The organism is Kluyvera sp. 1366, from assembly GCF_054823405.1.
In genome coordinates this window covers 316491-336001 of the sequence record NZ_JBTRDW010000002.1, presented here as the reverse complement: position 1 = coordinate 336001, position 19511 = coordinate 316491, and the positions used below count along the sequence as shown (strand labels likewise).

General features: G+C 52.9%; 17 protein-coding genes, 1 pseudogene and 1 other annotated feature. Of the genes and pseudogenes, 8 read left to right on the top strand and 10 right to left on the bottom strand.

Annotated elements, in window-relative coordinates:
- Positions 1–11 precede the first annotated feature (11 nt).
- From ACVLVH_RS05045 to ACVLVH_RS05020, 6 genes and pseudogenes are all read right to left on the bottom strand, one after another.
- On the bottom strand, positions 12–326 hold the full coding sequence (locus ACVLVH_RS05045) for a BON domain-containing protein (protein ID WP_192411715.1): 315 nt from the start codon (positions 324–326) through the stop codon (positions 12–14).
- A gap of 250 nt (positions 327–576) precedes the next feature.
- Positions 577–1380 carry a tryptophan synthase subunit alpha gene (gene trpA, locus ACVLVH_RS05040; RefSeq protein ID WP_192411716.1) on the bottom strand — a complete coding sequence of 268 codons (804 nt, stop codon included), beginning with the start codon at positions 1378–1380 and terminating at the stop codon, positions 577–579.
- Positions 1380–2573, bottom strand: coding sequence for a tryptophan synthase subunit beta (gene trpB / locus ACVLVH_RS05035; RefSeq protein ID WP_101764259.1), 1194 nt, complete (start codon positions 2571–2573; stop codon positions 1380–1382). The genes trpA and trpB overlap by 1 nt, the downstream gene beginning before the upstream one ends.
- A 46-nt stretch (positions 2574–2619) precedes the next feature.
- Entirely contained in the window at positions 2620–3987 is a 1368-nt protein-coding gene (trpCF, locus tag ACVLVH_RS05030) for a bifunctional indole-3-glycerol-phosphate synthase TrpC/phosphoribosylanthranilate isomerase TrpF (RefSeq protein WP_192411717.1), read from the bottom strand.
- 1 nt (position 3988) lies between these two features.
- Positions 3989–5582 (bottom strand): annotated as a pseudogene (gene trpD, locus ACVLVH_RS05025) (bifunctional anthranilate synthase glutamate amidotransferase component TrpG/anthranilate phosphoribosyltransferase TrpD).
- On the bottom strand, positions 5582–7144 hold the full coding sequence (locus ACVLVH_RS05020) for an anthranilate synthase component 1 (protein ID WP_192411718.1): 1563 nt from the start codon (positions 7142–7144) through the stop codon (positions 5582–5584). The pseudogene trpD and the gene ACVLVH_RS05020 overlap by 1 nt, the downstream one beginning before the upstream one ends.
- Before the next feature lie 23 nt (positions 7145–7167).
- Positions 7168–7276, bottom strand: a sequence feature (Trp leader region).
- A 154-nt stretch (positions 7277–7430) separates the two neighbouring features.
- Here ACVLVH_RS05020 and rnm point away from each other — a divergent pair.
- Together rnm and ACVLVH_RS05010 are read left to right on the top strand one after the other, a co-directional pair.
- Entirely contained in the window at positions 7431–8315 is an 885-nt protein-coding gene (rnm, locus tag ACVLVH_RS05015) for an RNase RNM (protein ID WP_192411719.1), read from the top strand.
- 12 nt (positions 8316–8327) lie between these two features.
- The gene (locus ACVLVH_RS05010) at positions 8328–8948 is read left to right on the top strand and encodes an L-threonylcarbamoyladenylate synthase (protein ID WP_110866253.1); all 621 of its coding nucleotides are present in this window, start codon (positions 8328–8330) and stop codon (positions 8946–8948) included.
- Here ACVLVH_RS05010 and ACVLVH_RS05005 read toward each other — a convergent pair whose 3' ends face one another.
- Complete coding sequence (locus ACVLVH_RS05005) at positions 8949–9605, bottom strand: serine protease (protein ID WP_137385887.1); 657 nt, start codon at positions 9603–9605, stop codon at positions 8949–8951.
- An 818-nt stretch (positions 9606–10423) separates the two neighbouring features.
- Here ACVLVH_RS05005 and rluB point away from each other — a divergent pair.
- Positions 10424–11299 carry a 23S rRNA pseudouridine(2605) synthase RluB gene (gene rluB / locus ACVLVH_RS05000; protein WP_217546487.1) on the top strand — a complete coding sequence of 292 codons (876 nt, stop codon included), beginning with the start codon at positions 10424–10426 and terminating at the stop codon, positions 11297–11299.
- Between the two features lie 37 nt (positions 11300–11336).
- Here rluB and cobO read toward each other — a convergent pair whose 3' ends face one another.
- Positions 11337–11924, bottom strand: coding sequence for a cob(I)yrinic acid a,c-diamide adenosyltransferase (cobO, locus tag ACVLVH_RS04995; RefSeq protein ID WP_498948885.1), 588 nt, complete (start codon positions 11922–11924; stop codon positions 11337–11339).
- Positions 11921–12685, bottom strand: coding sequence for a YciK family oxidoreductase (locus tag ACVLVH_RS04990; RefSeq protein WP_462061713.1), 765 nt, complete (start codon positions 12683–12685; stop codon positions 11921–11923). Before ACVLVH_RS04990 ends, cobO begins: the two co-directional genes overlap by 4 nt.
- A 173-nt stretch (positions 12686–12858) precedes the next feature.
- Between ACVLVH_RS04990 and sohB the strand changes: the two genes are divergently transcribed.
- Positions 12859–13905, top strand: coding sequence for a protease SohB (sohB, locus tag ACVLVH_RS04985; protein ID WP_110866249.1), 1047 nt, complete (start codon positions 12859–12861; stop codon positions 13903–13905).
- 26 nt (positions 13906–13931) lie between these two features.
- On the opposite strand, the gene ACVLVH_RS04980 is transcribed toward sohB, so the two are convergent.
- Positions 13932–14180, bottom strand: coding sequence for a DUF2498 family protein (locus tag ACVLVH_RS04980; RefSeq protein ID WP_192411722.1), 249 nt, complete (start codon positions 14178–14180; stop codon positions 13932–13934).
- A gap of 370 nt (positions 14181–14550) precedes the next feature.
- Between ACVLVH_RS04980 and topA the strand changes: the two genes are divergently transcribed.
- The 4 genes from topA to ACVLVH_RS04960 all read left to right on the top strand — a co-directional run bounded on the left by topA (position 14551) and on the right by ACVLVH_RS04960 (position 19151).
- A complete protein-coding gene (gene topA, locus ACVLVH_RS04975) occupies positions 14551–17148 on the top strand; it encodes a type I DNA topoisomerase (RefSeq protein WP_008106525.1) in 2598 nt (865 codons plus the stop codon).
- 193 nt (positions 17149–17341) lie between these two features.
- Positions 17342–18316 (top strand): HTH-type transcriptional regulator CysB, encoded by a 975-nt coding sequence (gene cysB, locus ACVLVH_RS04970; RefSeq protein ID WP_064738814.1) that lies wholly within the window; start codon positions 17342–17344, stop codon positions 18314–18316.
- A gap of 493 nt (positions 18317–18809) precedes the next feature.
- Positions 18810–18968, top strand: a complete 159-nt coding sequence (locus tag ACVLVH_RS04965) for a YmiA family putative membrane protein (RefSeq protein WP_071531660.1) — start codon at positions 18810–18812, stop codon at positions 18966–18968.
- 3 nt (positions 18969–18971) lie between these two features.
- Positions 18972–19151 carry a YciX family protein gene (locus tag ACVLVH_RS04960; protein WP_064738813.1) on the top strand — a complete coding sequence of 60 codons (180 nt, stop codon included), beginning with the start codon at positions 18972–18974 and terminating at the stop codon, positions 19149–19151.
- Positions 19152–19511 lie beyond the last annotated feature (360 nt).

Here is a 19511-nt window from a genome sequence, read left to right as displayed (position 1 = left end):
CGCCCGTTGTGTTATTTGATCTGCATATTGTTAACCACAGATTTCACGCCCGCCACGCTACGCGTTATGGCCACCGCGCGATTTGCCATCTGCGGTGAGCTGACAAAACCGCTCAGCTGAACTTTACCCTTGAAGGTTTCAACATTGATTTCGGTCGATTTCAGCGACTCGTCATTCAACAGCTGAGCCTTAACTTTGGTGGTTACCACGGTATCGTCGATGTAACCGCCAGTGCCTTCTTTGGTTGCTGTGGGTGCACACGCGCTAAGTGCCAGCGCCATTACCGCAGCCATCATAAATCCTGCAACGACTTTGAAAAATTTCATTGGTTATCTCCCTGTCTTAGATGATGTTTCGCCGCAATGGGGCGGCGCAATTAATTGTGGTCTGGAGATGCGAAATCAGCAAATCGGCGCGCGTGAAAAAGTCAGAAATAGGGCGTTTTTACCACTTATTGATCCAATCGCAGTTTTCGCTGGGCATGAAAATCTGAGAGTAGCCGGGAATTTGAGTTTGGGGATATTTTTGGCAATAAAAAGGCCTTATCCGCACCAGCGAATAAGGCCCTGAAGGATTTTAGCGGGTGGCTGCTTTCAGACTACTCACAAAGGCTTTCAGCTCGCTGAGCAGCGTGGCCGGATCGTTCTGGTTACGCTCAATGATTTTCACAATTGCCGACCCGGAAATGGCACCCGCCGCACCAGCGGCGATGGCTTCTTTCACTTGGCCGGGTTCAGAGATACCAAAGCCCTGCAGCGGCGGCGCAGCGTTAAACTCACGCAGCTTTTCGATCAGGTGATGCAGCGGCAGGCTGGCACGATTTTCCGAACCGGTGACGCCTGCGCGTGACAGCAAATAGGTATAACCGCGACCGTGCGCAGCGATCTCACGCAGCAGTTCATCGTCAGCATTTGGTGGACAGATAAAGATCGGCGCCACATTGTGGCGCAGCGCAGCCTGACGGAAAGGCGCAGACTCTTCCAGCGGCACATCCGCAACCAGCACGGAATCGACGCCCACCGCTTCACACTGTGCATAAAAGTTATCGATACCTTTGCTGAACACCAGATTGGCGTACATCAGCAAGCCAATCGGCAGCTCGGGATATTTCTGGCGCACGGTCGCCAGAATTTCAAAGCACTGCGCCACGGTGGTGCCGGAAGCAAAGGCACGCAGCGTCGCGCCCTGAATGGTTGGGCCGTCGGCCAGCGGATCCGAGAACGGAATACCGAGTTCTAACGCGTCCGCACCGCCTTCCACCAGGGTATCGATAATTTTCAGCGAAAGTTCAGGTGACGGATCGCCGAGGGTAACGAAGGGGACAAACGCGCCTTCTTGCTGCGCCGACAGACGTTGAAACAGATGATTGTAACGTTCCATCAGATCTCTCCCTTGGCTTTCAAAATATCGTGAACGGTGAAGATGTCTTTATCGCCGCGACCAGAAAGGTTAACCACCAGCAGCTGCTCTTTTTCCGGATTTTCGCGGATCATTTTCAGTGCATGTGCCAGCGCGTGTGAGGATTCGAGCGCAGGAATAATCCCTTCAGCACGGCACAGCTCTTTAAAGGCGCTGAGCGCTTCGTCATCGGTAATCGAAACATATTCCGCGCGGCCGATACTGTTCAGATGCGCATGCTGAGGACCCACTGACGGGAAGTCCAGACCTGCAGAGATTGAGTAGGATTCTTCAATCTGCCCCTCTTCGGTCTGCATCATCGGCGCTTTCATACCGAAATAGATCCCCACGCGACCGTGCTTGAGCGGCGCACCGTGTTCTCCGGTTTCGATACCGTGCCCCGCCGGCTCCACGCCGATCAGACCAACGCTTTCTTCTTCGATAAAATCAGCGAACATGCCGATAGCGTTCGAACCACCGCCCACGCAGGCTAACACCGCATCCGGCAGGCGACCTTCGCGCTCCAGAATCTGGGCTTTGGTCTCTTCACCAATCATGCGCTGGAATTCACGCACGATAGTCGGGAACGGGTGCGGGCCCGCGGCGGTGCCGAGCATGTAGTGCGCGGTTTCATAGCTGCCAGACCAGTCGCGCAGCGCCTCGTTACAGGCATCTTTCAGCGTGGCTGAGCCGCTATGCACCGGAATCACTTCCGCGCCCATCAGACGCATACGGAATACGTTTGGCGACTGACGCTCAACGTCCTTGGCGCCCATGTAGATGCGGCACTTCATACCCAGCAGGGCACAGGCTAACGCTGACGCGACACCGTGCTGACCGGCGCCGGTTTCCGCGATGATCTCGTTTTTGCCCATGCGCTTAGCCAACAGCGCCTGACCCAGCACCTGGTTGGTTTTATGCGCACCACCGTGCAGCAAATCTTCACGCTTTAGATAAAGGCGGGTTTTGCTGCCTTTAGTCAGGTTGCTGCACAGCGTTAAAGCCGTTGGGCGTCCAGCGTAGTTTTTCAGCAGGTCAGTAAACTCGGCCTGAAACTCGGGATCGCGCTGCGCTTCAACAAACGCATTTTCCAACTGGCGCAAGGCTGGCATCAGGATTTGTGGTACGTACTGGCCGCCAAACTCGCCAAAATAGGGATTCAATAACGTGGTCATTTTTTCATCTTCCTTATTCGGCCCGCGCCATGGCGGGCAAGCGAAATTAATAGGCGCGCAGCGTGCGGAATACCGCCGCGACTTTGCTGGCATCTTTAATGCCTGGCGCAGATTCTATGCCGGAGTTGAAATCGAGGCCGGCACAGCCCAGCTGCGCGGCCTCAACGCAGTTGTCAGCGCTTAGGCCACCGGCCAGCAGCACATTGCTGAGATCCTGGCCTTGCAGCAGTGACCAATCGAAACGCTGGCCGGTGCCGCCCTGGCCATTATCAAACACGTAACGATCGACGTGCGGCCAGTCGCGCGCAGGTAACTGCTCTTTAATGCTCAGCGCTTTCCAGATTTTGGTGTCTGCTGGCAGCGCCTGACGCAATTCTGCGACGAACGCCTGATCTTCATCGCCGTGCAACTGCACCGCATAAAGTTTTAAACTTTCCGCTAGCGTGACAATGTCACTTGCCGCATTGTTGCAGAACACGCCAACATACTTCAGCGGGGCAGCAGCCTGCACAACCTGCGCTTGGTCGCGGCTGATTTTACGCGGCGAGCCTTCAGCGAAGATCAAGCCACCATAGATTGCGCCAGCTTCCAGCGCTGCGCGTGCATCTTCGGCGCGGGTCAGGCCGCAGACTTTGTTATCACCGAGCAATACGCGACGCACGCCAGCGGTGAGATCGGCTTCTTCCATCAGCGCGGAGCCAATCAGGAAGCCGTTAGCGAAGTGGCTTAGCTCACGAACCTGGGCATAATTGTGAATGCCAGATTCGCTAATGACGGTGACGCCATGTCCGAGGCGCGGGGCTAACTGACGCGTGCGATTCAGGTCGATGGACAGGTCGCGCAGGTCGCGGTTATTAATGCCGACAACTTTGGCTTCCAGCGCAATCGCGCGTTCCATCTCTTCTTCATTACTGACTTCGGTCAGCACGCCCATTTTCAGGCTGTGCGCCACGGCGGCGAGCTGACGATATTGCTCATCATCCAGCACTGACAACATCAGCAGAATGGCGTCGGCCTGATAATGTCGTGCCAGATAGATCTGGTAGGGATCGATGATGAAGTCTTTGCACAACACCGGTTGCGTGATGGCGGCGCTAACAATCGGCAGGAACGCAAAATCGCCCTGGAAGTATTTCTCATCGGTTAACACCGACACCGCAGAAGCGTAATGACGATATACGCCAGCGATGGTGGCGGGATTGAAATCCTCGCGAATCAGCCCTTTGGAGGGCGAAGCTTTTTTGCATTCCAGGATGAATACCGTGCGCGATCCACGTAGTGCATCGTAAAAATGACGTTCCGCAGGCTGCAAATCGTTCTGGAAGGTGGCCAGCGGCTGCTGTGCTTTGCGCGCTTCAACCCAGACGGCTTTATCTTGTACGATTTTCTCTAAAACAGTGCCCTTAATACTCATCTCATCCTCTCGCTGCCAGAGCGACAACGCGCTCGTAGGCCTGTCCGCTGCGAATGGCAGCGATGGCGCGCTGTGCGTTGTCGCGCAAATCTTCATTTCCGAACACTTTCAGTAACATTGCGACGTTCACCGCCACCGCCTGCTCATGGGCGGGCTGGCCTTTACCCTGGAGTAAACGGGTCAGAATGTCACGGTTTTCTTCCGGCGTGCCGCCTGCCAACGCGTCTTTATCATGGAAGCCAAAACCGAAGTCTTCTGGTGTCAGCTGATAGCCAGTGATTTCGCCATCACGCAGCTCGGCGACCTGCGTTGGGCTGTGCAGCGCCACTTCATCCATGCCACCGCCGTGAACCACAGCCGCACGTTGATAGCCGAGCACTTTTAGCGTTTGGGCGATTGGCAGTACCAGCTCCGGGCTGTACACGCCAATCACCGCCAGCGGTGGACGCGCAGGGTTAATCAGCGGACCCAGCACGTTAAAGATGGTACGGGTTTTCAACTGCTGACGTACCGGCATCGCGTGACGAAAACCGCTGTGATACTGCGGAGCAAACAGGAAGCAGACGTTGAGATCGTCCAGCGCCTGGCGTGCTTGTTCCGCAGGCATATCCAGATTGATGCCAAATGCCGCCAGCAGATCGGAAGAACCCGACTTGCTGGAGACGCTGCGATTACCGTGCTTTGCCACTTTCAGGCCGCAGGTTGCCGCAACAAAGGCGCTGGCGGTCGAGATATTGATGCTGTTGCTGCCGTCACCACCGGTACCGACGATATCGGCAAAGGTGTAATCCGGGCGCGGGAACGGTTTTGCATCGGCCAGCAGCGCGGAAGCGGCACCGGCGATCTCTTCCGGACGCTCGCCACGGACTTTCATGGCGATCAGCGCGGCGGCTAACTGCGTCGGCTCCAGCTGACCGGTAATAATAGCGCTAAATAGCTGGTGGCTTTCGCCCTGGCTCAGCGTCTCAGACTGATAAAGTTTTTCCAGAATAGTTTGCATCATAATCTCCCTATTACTTCGCCAGCGCCCAGGCCAACGTTTGTTCTAATAAGCGCGCGCCCTGAGTGGTGAGAATGGATTCGGGGTGGAACTGGAAGCCACACACGCGGTCGGCATCGTGGCGCACAGCCATCACCATGCCGTTGTAGCTGGCGTTAACGGTCAATTCGGCTGGCGTATTGCTGCCGACCAGCGAGTGATAGCGCGCCACCGGCAGCGGATTGCTCAGGCCAGCGAACATGCCTTCGCCATCGTGGGTAATAGAAGAGGCTTTGCCGTGCAGGATCTCGCCGGCCTGGCCGACATGGCCGCCGTAAGCTTCAACAATCGCCTGATGACCGAGACAGATGCCGATAATTGGCAGACGACCGCGCAGCGCTTGCAGCAAATCTGGCATGCATCCGGCATCTTTCGGCGCGCCCGGACCCGGCGACAGCATCAGAATCGGATTTTCCATCTGCTGCAGGCGTTCAATCAGCACCTCAGCGGGCACGTTGTTGCGGTAAATCACCACGTTATGGCCAAAGGTACGCAGCTGATCAACGAGGTTGTAAGTAAAGGAGTCGATGTTATCGAGCAGCAGGATATCGGCCATCAGAAAATCTCCTTGCAGTGATGGGCTGTTGCGATGGCACGCAATACCGCGCGCGCTTTGTTGCGGCTCTCGTCCGCTTCTGCCTGTGGCTGGGAATCAAGAACCACACCGGCGCCAGCTTGTACGGTGGCAACGCCGTCTTCAACCCACGCGGAACGAATAACGATGCAGGTATCAAGGTCGCCGTTAGCGGTGAAATAGCCGACTGCGCCGCCGTAGCTGCCGCGACGTGTGCCTTCTTTCCCGGCAATCAGTTGCATCGCACGCACTTTCGGTGCGCCGCTCAGCGTGCCCATGTTCATGCAGGCGCGGTAGGCGTGCAGCACGTCGAGATCTTCGCGCAGCGTGCCGACCACGCGTGATACCAGATGCATCACGAACGAGTAGCGGTCAACTTTAGTCAGGTCTGCCACGTAACGGCTGCCCGGCACGCAGATACGCGCCAAATCGTTACGCGCTAAATCCACCAGCATCAGGTGCTCAGCCATCTCTTTATGGTCGGTGCGCATTTCCAGTTCGATGCGGCTGTCGAGATCGCGATCCAGTGAGCCATCGGCATGGCGGCCGCGTGGACGCGTACCCGCAATCGGGTAGATCTCAATCTGACGCGACGTCGCGTCATATTTCAGTGAGCTTTCTGGCGAGGCACCAAACAGCGCGAAATCCTGATCCTGCATAAAGAACATGTAAGGACTTGGATTGCTGTTTTTCAACGTGTCGTAAGCGGCCAGTGGAGAAGGGCACGGCAGCGAGAAGCGACGTGAAGGGACAACCTGGAAGATTTCGCCAATGCGAATCGCTTCCTGCATCTCACGCACCACGTTGCAGTACTCTTCATCGCTCTGACTGGTGCTCAGCGTCATGTGCTCGACGCGCTGTACCGGCAATGCGGGCGCTGCTTGCGTCATCTGGCCGCGCAGTTGTTCGATGCGGCCTTGCAGACGCTGGAACTCGCTGGTCGATGGGCTGAATAAGCTGGCCTGCAGGCGAGCAGTGCGCTGCTGATGGTCGATCACCAGTAAGGTTTCGGCCAGATAGAAGCAGTAATCCGGGCAACGCTGTTCGTTGCGCAGTTGCGGCAGATCTTCGAAACCGGCCACTAAGTCATAAGCGAACAAGCCGCCAAGTAGCATCGCTTCACGCTCCTCTTCCGGGCTGTTCACCAGCTGCGGGATCAGGCGCAGCGCATCAAATACGGAAAAGGCCTTCAGGCGGGAATCTTCGTCCTGCATGCCTTGCTGCTGGGTGAAATGCAGCTCGCGGCCATCAGGGCGCACCTCAATACGCACCTCAGAGGGCAGCGCCTCGTCCAGCAGCGGCAAGATGGCGCGACCATTTTCCGACAGCGCTTTGATGGTGACGATGTTACCCAGCGCACTGACGCGCAGCGCGCTATCCACGATTAACAGGCTTTTCAGGTTTTGTTTGCTGTCGATATCTGCGGATTCAAGCAGCAGAGTTGCTGGACGTGCGCCGCATAACTGATGAAACACTGCGGCCGGATCTTCGCGGTAGGGCGCGGTACCGGTTATCAACTTCAATGTAGGTTTCGCAATAGCCATAATGGATTCTCTGAATTTCGCTCAAAAAAAAGCCCGCTCGGTGGCGGGCTTAGGTATCAATCTGCACTGCGGTTACGCAAATTGTGCACGACGACGTCGCCCGATAAAGGGATCATCGTGCCACCAACCATTTAAATGCGTACCAAAAATAGTCATGATTAAATACCCGTTACGTGTGAACTTGTGTACTAGTTAACTGGTTCGGGCGAAAAATGTCAATACCCTTTTTCAGCCAGGGGCAAAATCGTTATCATGCCTGCCGGTTTATGTAGTTGCTGGAGTTATCTTGTCGGACATCGCTCGTTTTCCCCTTTACGATTTACACAGCCATACGCTGGCTTCTGACGGCTTATTGACGCCGACCGCGCTGGTGCAGCGCGCGGTTGAGATGAAAGTCGGTGTGCTGGCGATTACCGATCACGACACGGTGGCGGGCGTGCCAGAAGCGCAGGCGGCAGTGATGCAACAGGATCTACCGATCCGCGTGCTAGCCGGTTTAGAAGCATCAACCTTATGGGAAAATCACGAAATCCACATTGTGGGGCTGAATGTCGATTGCCAGCATCCCGCGCTGACTGAATTCCTTGCGCAGCAGTATCAGACACGCCTTGATCGTGCGCAGCAGATTGCCGAACGCCTCGAGCGCGCTCGCATTCCTGATGCGCTAGCCGGTGCGCAGCGACTGGCGCAAGGCGGCTTGATCACGCGTGGCCACTTTGCGCGTTATCTGGTGGAGATTGGCAAAGCCGACAATATGGCGCAGGTATTCAAGAATTATCTGGCGCGCGGGAAAACCGGCTACGTGCCGCCGCAATGGTGTACAATTAAACAAGCCATTGATGCTATTCATCATTCTGGCGGCTATGCCGTTTTGGCGCATCCCGGTCGTTATGGTTTGTCGGCTAAATGGTTAAAGCGGCTGATTGCGCATTTTGCCGACGTGGGTGGCGATGCCATGGAGGTCGCGCAGTGCCAGCAAGCGCCCAACGAGCGCACGCAGTTGGCAACCTATGCGCGTGACCATCAGTTAGCCGGGTCGCAGGGATCAGATTTCCACCAACCTTGTCCGTGGATAGAACTGGGACGCAAGTTATGGCTACCGGGTGGCGTGGAGCCGGTTTGGGAACGCTTCCCCGCATTGGCGCCCAGCATTGCTGTTGCAGACAGGTGATATGAGGTTTTTATGAGTCAATATTTTCACATTCATCCCGACAATCCGCAGCCGCGCCTGGTAAATCAGGCCGTTGATTATCTCAATAAAGGCAGCGTGATTGTTTATCCAACCGATTCCGGCTATGCGCTGGGGTGTCGTCTGGAAGAGAAAAATGCCATGGAGCGCATTTGTCGCATTCGCCAATTGGATGGCAATCACAACTTTACGCTGATGTGCCGCGATTTATCAGAGCTGTCGACTTACGCGCAGGTGGATAACTCCGCGTTTCGCCTCCTGAAAAACAACACGCCGGGCAATTACACCTTCATTTTGAAGGCGACGAAAGAAGTGCCGCGTCGTCTGATGAATGACAAACGTAAAACCATCGGGCTACGCGTGCCGTCCAATCCGGTGGCGCTGGCGCTGCTGGAGCGCCTCAACGAGCCGATGATGTCGACTTCGCTGATGCTGCCCGGCAATGATTTCACCGAGTCCGATCCGGAAGAGATTCAGTACAGCATTGGCAAGCTGGTGGATCTGATCATCGATGGCGGCACGCTAGGACAGCAGCCGACCACGGTGATCGATCTCACCAGCGATGCGCCGGTGGTGGTGCGCGAAGGTGTCGGTGACACGCGCCCGTTCCAGTAATCATGCATGGTCAGGCGTGGCTTTCTGCGTCTGACCAATATTGGATTCCAGCCAGGTTTTGAAATCCCCGTACGGAATATATAGCGAGACATCTTTTAAGATGACTTTCTTGCTGCGAACGTTAGATATTTCATGGCTGTAACCGACAATCACCCCGCCAATAGTTTGGTCCGCATTATATACCGCGCCGCCCGACATCCCTTGCACCACGCCAGCATTTGATGCCATTGCCATGCAGGGCTTTTTATTCCATTTATTGGTAATGGCGGTACGCGCTAAATTAACGCCGCTCGATTCCACCGGCATAGCGGAAATAAAGCTGTAACCGTACATTTTAATCGGTTCGCCAATAGCACCGTTGCGGAATTTCGCCAGCGTTTCTGGACTGTTTTTATGATAAATAATCGCGACGTCGCAATAAGGATGATAGGCCTTGACACGCTGCACGGCCGTTTTTGCCACGTGCGCCGCCGTCAGGCTGTATTCTGGCGTCAAAGGAATGGTTGTACCGAGAATGCCCAAACCCAGCACGGTCGGGATGCCTGTCACGCTCATATCAACGTGTTGCATCGCAGTACGACTGTACTCAGTGTGGCCCACGGAACAACCGCTCAGTGCCAGCGCAGCGAGCGCAGGCCAAAGCAGAGAGGTTTTCATGGCTGTGATCTTCTTTAAAGCATGTCCGTAAAATCCCTGGTGAAGACTTTCGACATGCAAATTAAATTCATTCCGTAGATGAATAAACGCGTCTAATCCCGCGCGCGCCGGTTTGTAATATCAGTGAAATTACACAGTGGTTCGTTAATGATTTGTAAGTTGAACGAATATAAATAGTAAATGAAAGCTATGTTATTATGACGACGCACTGGATTTCAGGCTTAAATTTTACACAGTTTTTTCTGCAGAACAATTCATCAAATTTAATATTAATCAAATAATACAAAAATACAGACTTAATCCAACCTGTAGTGCCAATAAACTATCAGTTTGCATTTATTACGGTAATGGGCCATATTTAATGCTGGTAAATAGTTTTTTATGCTGTTTTATTGTTTTTACTTAGATTTAAAGTTTGTGATTATCCTTTAGCGTGGCGAGCAATAGCGGTTAAGCAGTCTTGCAAAGCGCTAATGTATCAGTTGTCTTAAGTTGATAACAGGCTCAGGCGGGAAAGGTTAGGGGCAAGTGATAATAATTCAGTCACTTGGCGTGGTTGCTGCGGATGCAAATAAGATCGATCTATCAGCCAGCTGAATGTTTATCGTCATGGTCTTAATGGCTACGTTTTTACCAGACCCTCTGTTATCGGCAGCAAAGGAAAAGGTGTTAACAAAACTTGCGTTAGTGTAAAATCGCGGGCCGTCTGAGATTGCAGCAGCGATGCAGAGCGGTAACAGATTCTGATATGGGAATTGGTAATCCCTGTATCGCACCTCTTCTTACCACGACGCCTGGGAAGGCGACAACGAGGCTCCATGAGCGAAAAATTACAGAAAGTATTAGCGCGCGCCGGTCACGGTTCGCGTCGCGAAATCGAAACCATGATTTCAGCCGGACGCGTCAGCGTTGACGGCAAACTGGCGACGCTTGGCGATCGCATCGAAAGTGATAAATCCTTGAAAATTCGTATCGATGGCCATCTGGTTTCCATCGCTGAGTCGGCGACCGAAGTGTGTCGCGTATTGGCGTACTACAAACCAGAAGGTGAACTCTGCACGCGTAACGATCCGGAAGGGCGTCCAACCGTATTTGATCGTCTGCCGCGTCTGCGTGGTTCACGCTGGATTGCCGTCGGTCGTCTGGATGTGAATACCTGCGGTTTGATGCTGTTTACCACCGATGGTGAACTGGCTAACCGTTTGATGCACCCAAGCCGTGAAGTGGAGCGTGAATATGCGGTTCGCGTGTTTGGCGAAGTGGATGACGATAAAATCCGTCAGCTGAGCAAAGGCGTGCAGCTGGAAGATGGCCCGGCATCGTTCAAAACCATTAAGTTTGCCGGCGGCGAAGGCATTAACCAATGGTACAACGTGACGCTGACCGAAGGGCGTAACCGCGAAGTGCGCCGTCTGTGGGAAGCGGTTGGCGTGCAGGTTAGCCGACTGATGCGTGTGCGTTACGGTGATATCCAGTTGCCAAAAGGCTTGCCACGCGGCGGCTGGATCGAGATGGAATTACCGGCAGTCAACTATCTGCGTACGTTAGTTAGTATGCCGGAAGAGACGGTAACGAAAGTGGCCGTTGAAAAGGATCGTCGTCGCACCAAGGCTAACCAAATTCGTCGTGCGGTAAAACGTCACGGTGTGGTGAGCAACAATCCGCGTCGGAATAACACTAAACGCGGTGCCTGATCCTAAGCCTGACGCCGCGCTTTGCGGCGTCAGCGTGTTACCAATCTATTCCTTGCTGTGCCTGAATTCCCGCATCAAACGCATGTTTCACCGGACGCATTTCCGTTACGGTATCTGCCAAATCCAGTAACGTACGATGACAGCCGCGACCGGTAATGATTACGCTTTGCTGTGCAGGGCGCTGTTGCAACGCATCAACCAGCTCCGCTAAATCCAGATAATCCATACTCACCATGTACGTGATTTCATCAAGGATCACCAGATCGACGCGGCTGTCGGCCAACATACGACGCGCGTGCTGCCACACCAACTGACAGGCGGCAGTGTCGGTCTCGCGGTTCTGCGTATCCCAGGTAAAACCAGTGGACATCACCTGAAATTCGACGCCGTGCTGTTCCAGCAAGTTACGTTCACCGTTGGGCCATTCGCCTTTAATGAACTGTACCGCCGCCACTTTTTTACCGTGCCCGCAGGCGCGCAACGCGGTGCCAAAAGCCGCGGTGGTTTTCCCTTTGCCGTTACCGGTGAACACCATCAAAATGCCGCGCGTCTCGGTGGCGGCGGCGATTCGGGCATCAACCTGCTCTTTTAGTCGCTGCTGGCGTTGCTGATGGCGATCGTTCATGCGGTTGCCGGCCCCGCTTTGCGTCCCGGCTGCGCATCAAAGCTGGTACCGGTTTTACGTCGGCTGTCATCACCCATCAAATAGAGGTAGAGCGGCATCAAATCCGCGGGGGTTTTGAGTAAATTGGCATCCTCATCCGGGAAAGCGCTGGCGCGCATTTTGGTGCGCGTACCGCCAGGATTGATGCAGTTCACCCGCAAGTGACGGTTTTTATACTCGTCAGCCAGCACCTGCATCATACCTTCAGTGGCAAACTTCGAAACCGCATACGCGCCCCAGCCTGCACGGCCGGTGCGGCCCACGCTGGACGTGGTAAACACCAGCGATCCGGCATCTGATTTCAGCAGCAGCGGCAGTAATGCCTGGGTTAAATAGAAGGTGGCATCAAGGTTTATCTGCATCACGTCACGCCAGATCTGTGGATCGAGCTCCTCCAACGGTACGATTTCGCCCAGAATGCCAGCGTTGTGCAGCACGCCATCCAGACGCGGCACCAGCGCAGTAACCTGGTCAGCTAACTGCTGGCAGCTTTCTGGCGTGGCTTCAGCCAGATCCAGTAATAAAGAAGCGGCTGGCTGCTTATTTAACTGTTTGATGGCCTGCTCCGTTTTCTGCAGGGTGTCGGCGTTGCGGCCCAACAGGATGACGCGCGCGCCGTAGCGCGCATAGGTCAGCGCCGCTTCACGGCCAATGCCATCGGAAGCGCCGGTGACGAGGATGATGCGATTTTCCAGCAGATCGCTTTTCGGTTGATAATGCACAGCGATGTCCTTTGCTCGGGTCAGAAGGTTTTTGGCTTTATGCCTGAATTTGCCGCGCGGTGCAACGCTTGAGCCTCGCATTCTGTGCCGCCTGCGGGCATTTCAGGCGACGACAGCGCGTAAAGCGGGTAAACTTATAGCTGTTGTAATTTACTGTTTAATAAGGCGGCAGAATGGATTTTTTCTCCAGTTATGGATTATTTCTGGCTAAGGCCGTCACCGTGGTGGTGGCGATCGCAGCTATTGTTCTGATTGTGCTAAATGCCGCGCTGCGTAAACGTCACAGCAGCGGTCAGCTGCGTTTGACGCATCTTGATGATGATTATCGTGAGATGAAGGAAGATCTGCAGCTCGCCAAAATGAAGCCACAGGCGCAAAAAGTGTGGCTCAAGCAGCATAAGAAAGAAGAGAAGCAAAAGGCGAAAGCCGATAAACGCAATGCTAAAGCGGGCGTGAGCGAGACGCTGAAGCCCACGCTGTATGTGCTGGAGTTCAAAGGCAGCATGGACGCGAGTGAGGTCACCTCATTGCGTGAAGAGATCTCCGCGGTGCTGGCAGTTGCGGTGCCGGGCGATGAAGTGCTACTGCGCCTGGAAAGCCCCGGCGGCGTAGTACACGGCTACGGTTTGGCTGCTTCACAGCTGCAACGCCTGCGCGATGCCGGTCTGCAATTGACGGCGGTGGTGGATAAAGTCGCTGCCAGCGGTGGTTACATGATGGCATGCGTGGCGGATCGCATTGTGGCCGCACCGTTTTCTATTATTGGTTCAATTGGCGTGGTCGCGCAGATTCCCAACTTCAACCGCCTGTTAAAGCGTAACGATATTGACGTCGAGCTGCATACCGCCGGTCAGTACAAACGGACTTTGACGCTGTTTGGTGAAAACACCGAAGAAGGGCGCGAGAAATTCCAGGAAGATCTTAATGAAACGCATCAGCTGTTTAAAGATTTTGTACAGCAGATGCGTCCATCGCTTGATCTGAACAAAGTGGCGACCGGCGAGCATTGGTATGGCCGTCAGGCGCTGGATTTGGGTTTGATTGATGAAATCGGCACCAGCGATGCGTTGATTATTAAGCATATGGATCGCTTCACCGTGCTGGGCGTTCATTACGCACGTAAGCGTAAAATGATGGATCGCTTTACCAACAGCGCCAGTCTGGCGGCTGAACGGTTGATTCTGAAAATATGGCAGCGCGGCGAGAAGCCGCTGTTGTAACCGAGCCCGGCAATTGCCGGGCTTTTTTATGCCAGATGATATTGAGAGGAGAGTTCCACCGCGAGGTGTTTGAACACGTTAAATACCGTGGTGGTTTTGGCGGTGGGCAAGCCTTCATCATCGAGAAAATAGGGACCGCGAAACACCAAAACATCACCTTGCTGAATCACATCATTGGCTTCTAATCCGACAAAATAATTTTCGTGCTGCGTGATTATCTGATTGGCTATTTCCAGTAACGCGTGGCGTGAAATAGATTCCGTTGGCACTGACATTTTTCACCTCTTTTTTGACAGCCATTTTTCTCCTTCTATATTACTTGCGAGCTATCGCGTTCAGCAAATCAGCATGGCGTCGTAAAACTGGCGCAAAATTAGGCAGAATGCTAATTAAGTTGCGTAACGGATTTTATCAGGTAGAGTGTGGGCGATTCAGCTTTCAGGGAGATCACACCCGGATGTGTGGTTCTGTCAGATGGAAAACTCGCTCCTAATCATAAAGTTGCAGAAGTCGACGCAATCTGACCTGAGATTATCCCTGCTGCCTTGAAATGCGAAATGCCGGCAGCAATATTGAACCCATTGGGTTTTGGGACCTCCAATTCTCTCCCGTTTATCAGGACGTTTCATTTAGGTAAAGGTACATATGGGTAAATCACTCGTAATCGTTGAGTCCCCGGCAAAGGCCAAAACAATCAATAAATACCTCGGTAATGACTACGTGGTGAAATCCAGTGTCGGTCATATCCGTGATTTGCCGACCAGCGGTTCAACTGCCCGTAAAAGTGCCGACGGGGAAAAAGCGAAACCTGGAAAAAAGGTTAAAAAGGATGAGAAAGCCGCACTCGTAAACCGCATGGGTGTAGATCCCTGGCATGGTTGGGAAGCGGATTATCAAATTCTGCCGGGCAAAGAAAAAGTTGTCGCTGAGCTGAAAAACCTGGCTGCCGATGCAGACCACATCTATCTCGCAACCGACCTTGACCGCGAAGGGGAAGCCATTGCCTGGCACCTGCGGGAAGTGATCGGTGGGGACGATAAGCGCTTTAGCCGCGTAGTATTTAACGAAATTACCAAGAATGCGATTCGTCAGGCGTTTGACAAGCCTGGCGAGCTTAATATTGAACGTGTCAACGCACAGCAAGCGCGCCGCTTTATGGATCGCGTGGTGGGTTACATGGTGTCGCCACTGCTGTGGAAGAAAATTGCCCGCGGCCTGTCAGCCGGTCGCGTTCAGTCGGTTGCGGTGCGTCTGGTTGTTGAGCGCGAGCACGAAATCAAAGCCTTCGTGCCAGAAGAGTATTGGGAAATCGATGCTGATTTCGCCACGCCGAAAGGCGCCGATCTGGCCATGCAGGTGACGCATCAGAATGACAAAGCGTTCCGTCCGGTCAATCGTGAGCAAACTCACGCGGCGGTAGCGATTTTGCAGAAAGCGCGTTACGAAGTGCTGGATCGTGAAGACAAGCCGACCAGCAGCAAGCCTTCTGCACCTTTTATTACCTCAACGCTGCAACAGGCGGCGAGTACGCGTTTGGGCTTCGGCGTGAAGAAGACCATGATGATGGCGCAGCGTTTGTATGAAGCGGGCCACATCACCTATATGCGTACCGACTCCACCAACCTGAGCCAGGATGCCGTGGCGATGGCGCGCGGTTATGTTGAGAGCAGCTTTGGTAAAAAGTATCTGCCAGAAGCGCCGAATACCTATGCCAGCAAAGAGAACTCACAGGAAGCGCACGAAGCGATTCGTCCTTCTGACGTGAATATCGTGGCTGAGCAGCTGAAAGATATGGAAGCTGATGCGCAGAAACTCTATCAGCTGATTTGGCGCCAGTTTGTTGCCTGCCAGATGGTTCCGGCTCAGTACGACTCCACCACGCTGACCGTGGGCGCGGCTGAATTTAAATTGAAAGCCAAAGGCCGCACGCTGCGTTTCGATGGCTGGACGCGCGTGATGCCTGCGCTGCGTAAAAATGATGAAGATCTGACGCTGCCGCCGGTAGATGTTGGCGACATGCTGGATCTTAAAGAGCTGATGCCAAGCCAGCACTTCACCAAACCGCCGGCGCGCTTCAGTGAAGCATCGCTGGTGCGTGAGCTGGAAAAACGTGGCATTGGTCGTCCATCAACGTATGCCTCGATTATCTCCACCATTCAGGATCGTGGTTACGTGCGTGTTGAGAACCGCCGTTTCTACGCTGAAAAAATGGGTGAAATTGTTACCGACCGTCTGGAGTCTAATTTCCGCGAGCTAATGAACTATGACTTCACCGCGCGCATGGAAAATAGCCTCGATCAGGTGGCGAATAATGAAGCCGAATGGAAAGCGGTACTCGACTCCTTCTTCAGTGATTTCAGCCAACAGTTAGATGATGCTGAGAAAGATCCGGAAGAGGGCGGCATGCAGCCCAACCAGATGGTGTTGACGTCAATTGATTGTCCAACCTGTAGCCGCCCGATGGGGATTCGCACCGCCAGTACCGGCGTGTTCCTGGGTTGCTCGGGTTATGCTTTGCCGCCGAAAGAGCGCTGCAAGCAGACCATCAACTTGATCCCGGAAAATGAAGTGCTCAACGTGCTGGAAGGCGATGATGCTGAAACCAATGCGCTGCGCGCTCGTCGTCGTTGCCAGAAGTGTGGCACCGCGATGGACAGCTATCTGATCGATAACCAGCGCAAGTTACACGTCTGCGGTAATAACCCAGAGTGCGACGGCTACGAGATTGAGCAGGGCGAATTCCGCATCAAGGGCTACGACGGTCCGATTGTTGAGTGCGAGAAGTGTGGTTCTGAAATGCATCTGAAAATGGGTCGTTTCGGTAAGTACATGGCGTGTACCAACGACGAGTGCAAAAACACCCGTAAGATTCTGCGTAACGGTGATGTCGCGCCGCCAAAAGAAGATCCGGTGCCGCTGCCAGAATTGCAGTGTGAAAAGTCGGATGCTTACTTTGTGTTGCGTGATGGTGCAGCGGGCGTGTTCCTTGCTGCGAATACCTTCCCGAAATCACGTGAAACGCGCGCGCCGCTGGTGGAAGAGCTGCAACGCTTTGCCGACCGCCTGCCAGAAAAGCTGAAATATCTGTCAGAAGCGCCAGCCGCCGATCCAGAAGGGAATAAGACGATGGTGCGTTTCAGTCGTAAGACCAAACAGCAATACGTCTCTTCCGAAAAGGATGGCAAAGCCACCGGCTGGTCAATGTTCTATATTGATGGCAAATGGCAGGAAGCGAAAAAGTAATTCCCCGCAAGGCCAGCATTCGCTGGCCTTTCTCTTATCCTTATAGCTAATCGTTCTACATTCTTCCTTTAACTGATATAGTAGTTATAGAACTCTTTTCGTTTCGCTGATTCGCTTTCCCTCCCTCACCGCAATTAAAGCGGAAACACGCCTGCCGGGAATGCACCTCTGTCGCTACCAGGAAGATATAACTATGAAATTGCAGCAGTTGCGTTACATCGTCGAAGTGGTTAATCACAACCTTAATGTCTCATCGACCGCCGAAGGCTTATATACCTCGCAGCCGGGCATCAGTAAGCAAGTCCGTATGTTAGAAGATGAGCTGGGCGTGCAGATATTTGCACGCAGTGGTAAGCATCTGACGCAAGTAACGCCTGCAGGTGAAGAGATTATTCGGATTGCGCGCGAAGTGCTGTCCAAAGTTGACGCGATTAAATCTGTTGCTGGTGAACACACCTGGCCAGATAAAGGCTCGCTGTATGTAGCAACTACCCATACGCAGGCACGTTATGCGCTGCCAGGCGTGATTAAAGGCTTTATTGAGCGCTATCCTCGCGTTTCTTTGCACATGCATCAGGGATCGCCGACGCAAATAGCTGAGGCGGTTTCAAAGGGCAATGCAGACTTTGCCATTGCCACAGAAGCCCTGCATCTGTATGACGATTTGATTATGCTGCCGTGCTATCACTGGAACCGCGCCATTGTGGTAACGCCAGATCATCCGTTGGCGGGTAAATCAAATGTGACGATTGAAGAGCTGGCGGATTTCCCGTTAGTGACTTACACATTTGGCTTTACAGGCCGTTCAGAGTTGGACACCGCGTTTAATCGCGCCGGATTAACGCCACGCATCGTCTTCACTGCGACGGATGCTGACGTCATTAAGACGTACGTGCGTTTAGGCCTGGGCGTTGGCGTAATTGCCAGTATGGCGGTTGATCCGGTTGCAGACCCCGATTTGGTGCGTATTGAAGCTTCAGAAATCTTTACGAATAGTACGACCAAAATTGGCTTTAGACGTAGCACCTTCCTCCGCAGCTATATGTATGATTTTATTCAACGTTTCGCGCCACACCTGACGCGTGATGTGGTGGATGCGGCGGTCGCATTGCGCTCCAATGAAGACATCGAAGCTATGTTCCGCGACATCAAGTTACCCTTCAAGTAAATTCCTAACTCATTCTTTTGCCAAGGTGTCCAGTGGGCACCTTCGGAATCCCCTAGCGCTTAGCGCCACGAGTACTTCAAAAAAAATCATTATTTTTTTGTAAATGAAACATGGGTCACATGTTTTTTCATTGTTATCTATTAAATGCGAATCAGTACACAATTTTTACGATGCTGCTTTGCAGCTCGCCAGGAATATTCCCATACTCTAGTTAAGAGTTGATGAAGAAGGGCTTTTTAACTGGCATGGTAAATTAAACTCAAATTTAGATTGGATCTAATTTGCTGTTAACCCAAATTTACAATGTAACGATTTAATTAATAGTTGTGTTGGTAATTAAATTTATATCATCAATTTTTGGCGTTTTGATAAATAGCGTTAATCGTTGTGCTCAATAAAAATAACTGGATTTTCGGTCTTAACAAGTTTAGGATTCGTCCTAAATCTTAATCGTTGTCATCAATCGTTTTATTGAGAGTGATTATCAAAAACTATGAATACGAGAATAACTGTACAGCCGGGCTTCCGGACTAAAAGCACCAAAGTTGAGCGTACTGGTAATACCCGTCGCAAAGCTTGGATGACTGTCTTCGCTGCTTCAGCACTGTTCTGGGTAGTGGTGGCGTTAATGATTTGGCGTATGTGGGGTTAAGCCATGTGGGCAAATACACTCAGTCGTAAGCATCCGGTTTCTGCACGTCAGCCGCAAACGCCTGCGTGCAAAGTTAAAGACGTTGTATCCACTGAACCTCAGGTCACCATTCCGACTTCGTGGGAACTCAGCGAGAATCAGCGCAATTTTATTGAATCCTTCATGGATATGAAGTCGAAATAACGCAGCATGCGTTCCGTACTATATTTAGTCGTTTAGTCCCTCTTTTTGCCGGATTATCCGGTGGGCAAGTTAAAAGCCCGTCCTTTAACACTCAGCATTAAAAAAACGGTGTCATCAGTACAACGCTGAAGACGGTGGACTTTTTTTGCCCGTAATCCGGGAGGGAGTGAATTATGAGCATCAATACAACAACATTATCCTGGGTGAGCGTTTATACCTTTTCCCTGGCTTTTTGGGCCGCCGCCTTTTGGGCGATGATTTAAGCCCTAACTCAAATTACACTGAATTTTATAAATGCCCTGACAAACGTCGGGGCATTTTTCATTGTGTTTTAATGTGTCTATTCGTGTTGTTATCAAA

What these genes read in the sequence shown, in the direction of transcription:
- ACVLVH_RS05045 (WP_192411715.1), bottom strand. Translation starts at nt 326, where the DNA reads ATGAAATTTTTCAAAGTCGTTGCAGGATTTATGATGGCTGCGGTAATG.
- trpA (WP_192411716.1), bottom strand. Translation starts at nt 1,380, where the DNA reads ATGGAACGTTACAATCATCTGTTTCAACGTCTGTCGGCGCAGCAAGAA.
- trpB (WP_101764259.1), bottom strand. Translation starts at nt 2,573, where the DNA reads ATGACCACGTTATTGAATCCCTATTTTGGCGAGTTTGGCGGCCAGTAC.
- trpCF (WP_192411717.1), bottom strand. Translation starts at nt 3,987, where the DNA reads ATGAGTATTAAGGGCACTGTTTTAGAGAAAATCGTACAAGATAAAGCC.
- ACVLVH_RS05020 (WP_192411718.1), bottom strand. Translation starts at nt 7,144, where the DNA reads ATGGCTATTGCGAAACCTACATTGAAGTTGATAACCGGTACCGCGCCC.
- ACVLVH_RS05010 (WP_110866253.1), top strand. Translation starts at nt 8,328, where the DNA reads ATGAGTCAATATTTTCACATTCATCCCGACAATCCGCAGCCGCGCCTG.
- ACVLVH_RS05005 (WP_137385887.1), bottom strand. Translation starts at nt 9,605, where the DNA reads ATGAAAACCTCTCTGCTTTGGCCTGCGCTCGCTGCGCTGGCACTGAGC.
- rluB (WP_217546487.1), top strand. Translation starts at nt 10,424, where the DNA reads ATGAGCGAAAAATTACAGAAAGTATTAGCGCGCGCCGGTCACGGTTCG.
- cobO (WP_498948885.1), bottom strand. Translation starts at nt 11,924, where the DNA reads ATGAACGATCGCCATCAGCAACGCCAGCAGCGACTAAAAGAGCAGGTT.
- sohB (WP_110866249.1), top strand. Translation starts at nt 12,859, where the DNA reads ATGGATTTTTTCTCCAGTTATGGATTATTTCTGGCTAAGGCCGTCACC.
- ACVLVH_RS04980 (WP_192411722.1), bottom strand. Translation starts at nt 14,180, where the DNA reads ATGTCAGTGCCAACGGAATCTATTTCACGCCACGCGTTACTGGAAATA.
- topA (WP_008106525.1), top strand. Translation starts at nt 14,551, where the DNA reads ATGGGTAAATCACTCGTAATCGTTGAGTCCCCGGCAAAGGCCAAAACA.
- cysB (WP_064738814.1), top strand. Translation starts at nt 17,342, where the DNA reads ATGAAATTGCAGCAGTTGCGTTACATCGTCGAAGTGGTTAATCACAAC.
- ACVLVH_RS04965 (WP_071531660.1), top strand. Translation starts at nt 18,810, where the DNA reads ATGAATACGAGAATAACTGTACAGCCGGGCTTCCGGACTAAAAGCACC.
- ACVLVH_RS04960 (WP_064738813.1), top strand. Translation starts at nt 18,972, where the DNA reads ATGTGGGCAAATACACTCAGTCGTAAGCATCCGGTTTCTGCACGTCAG.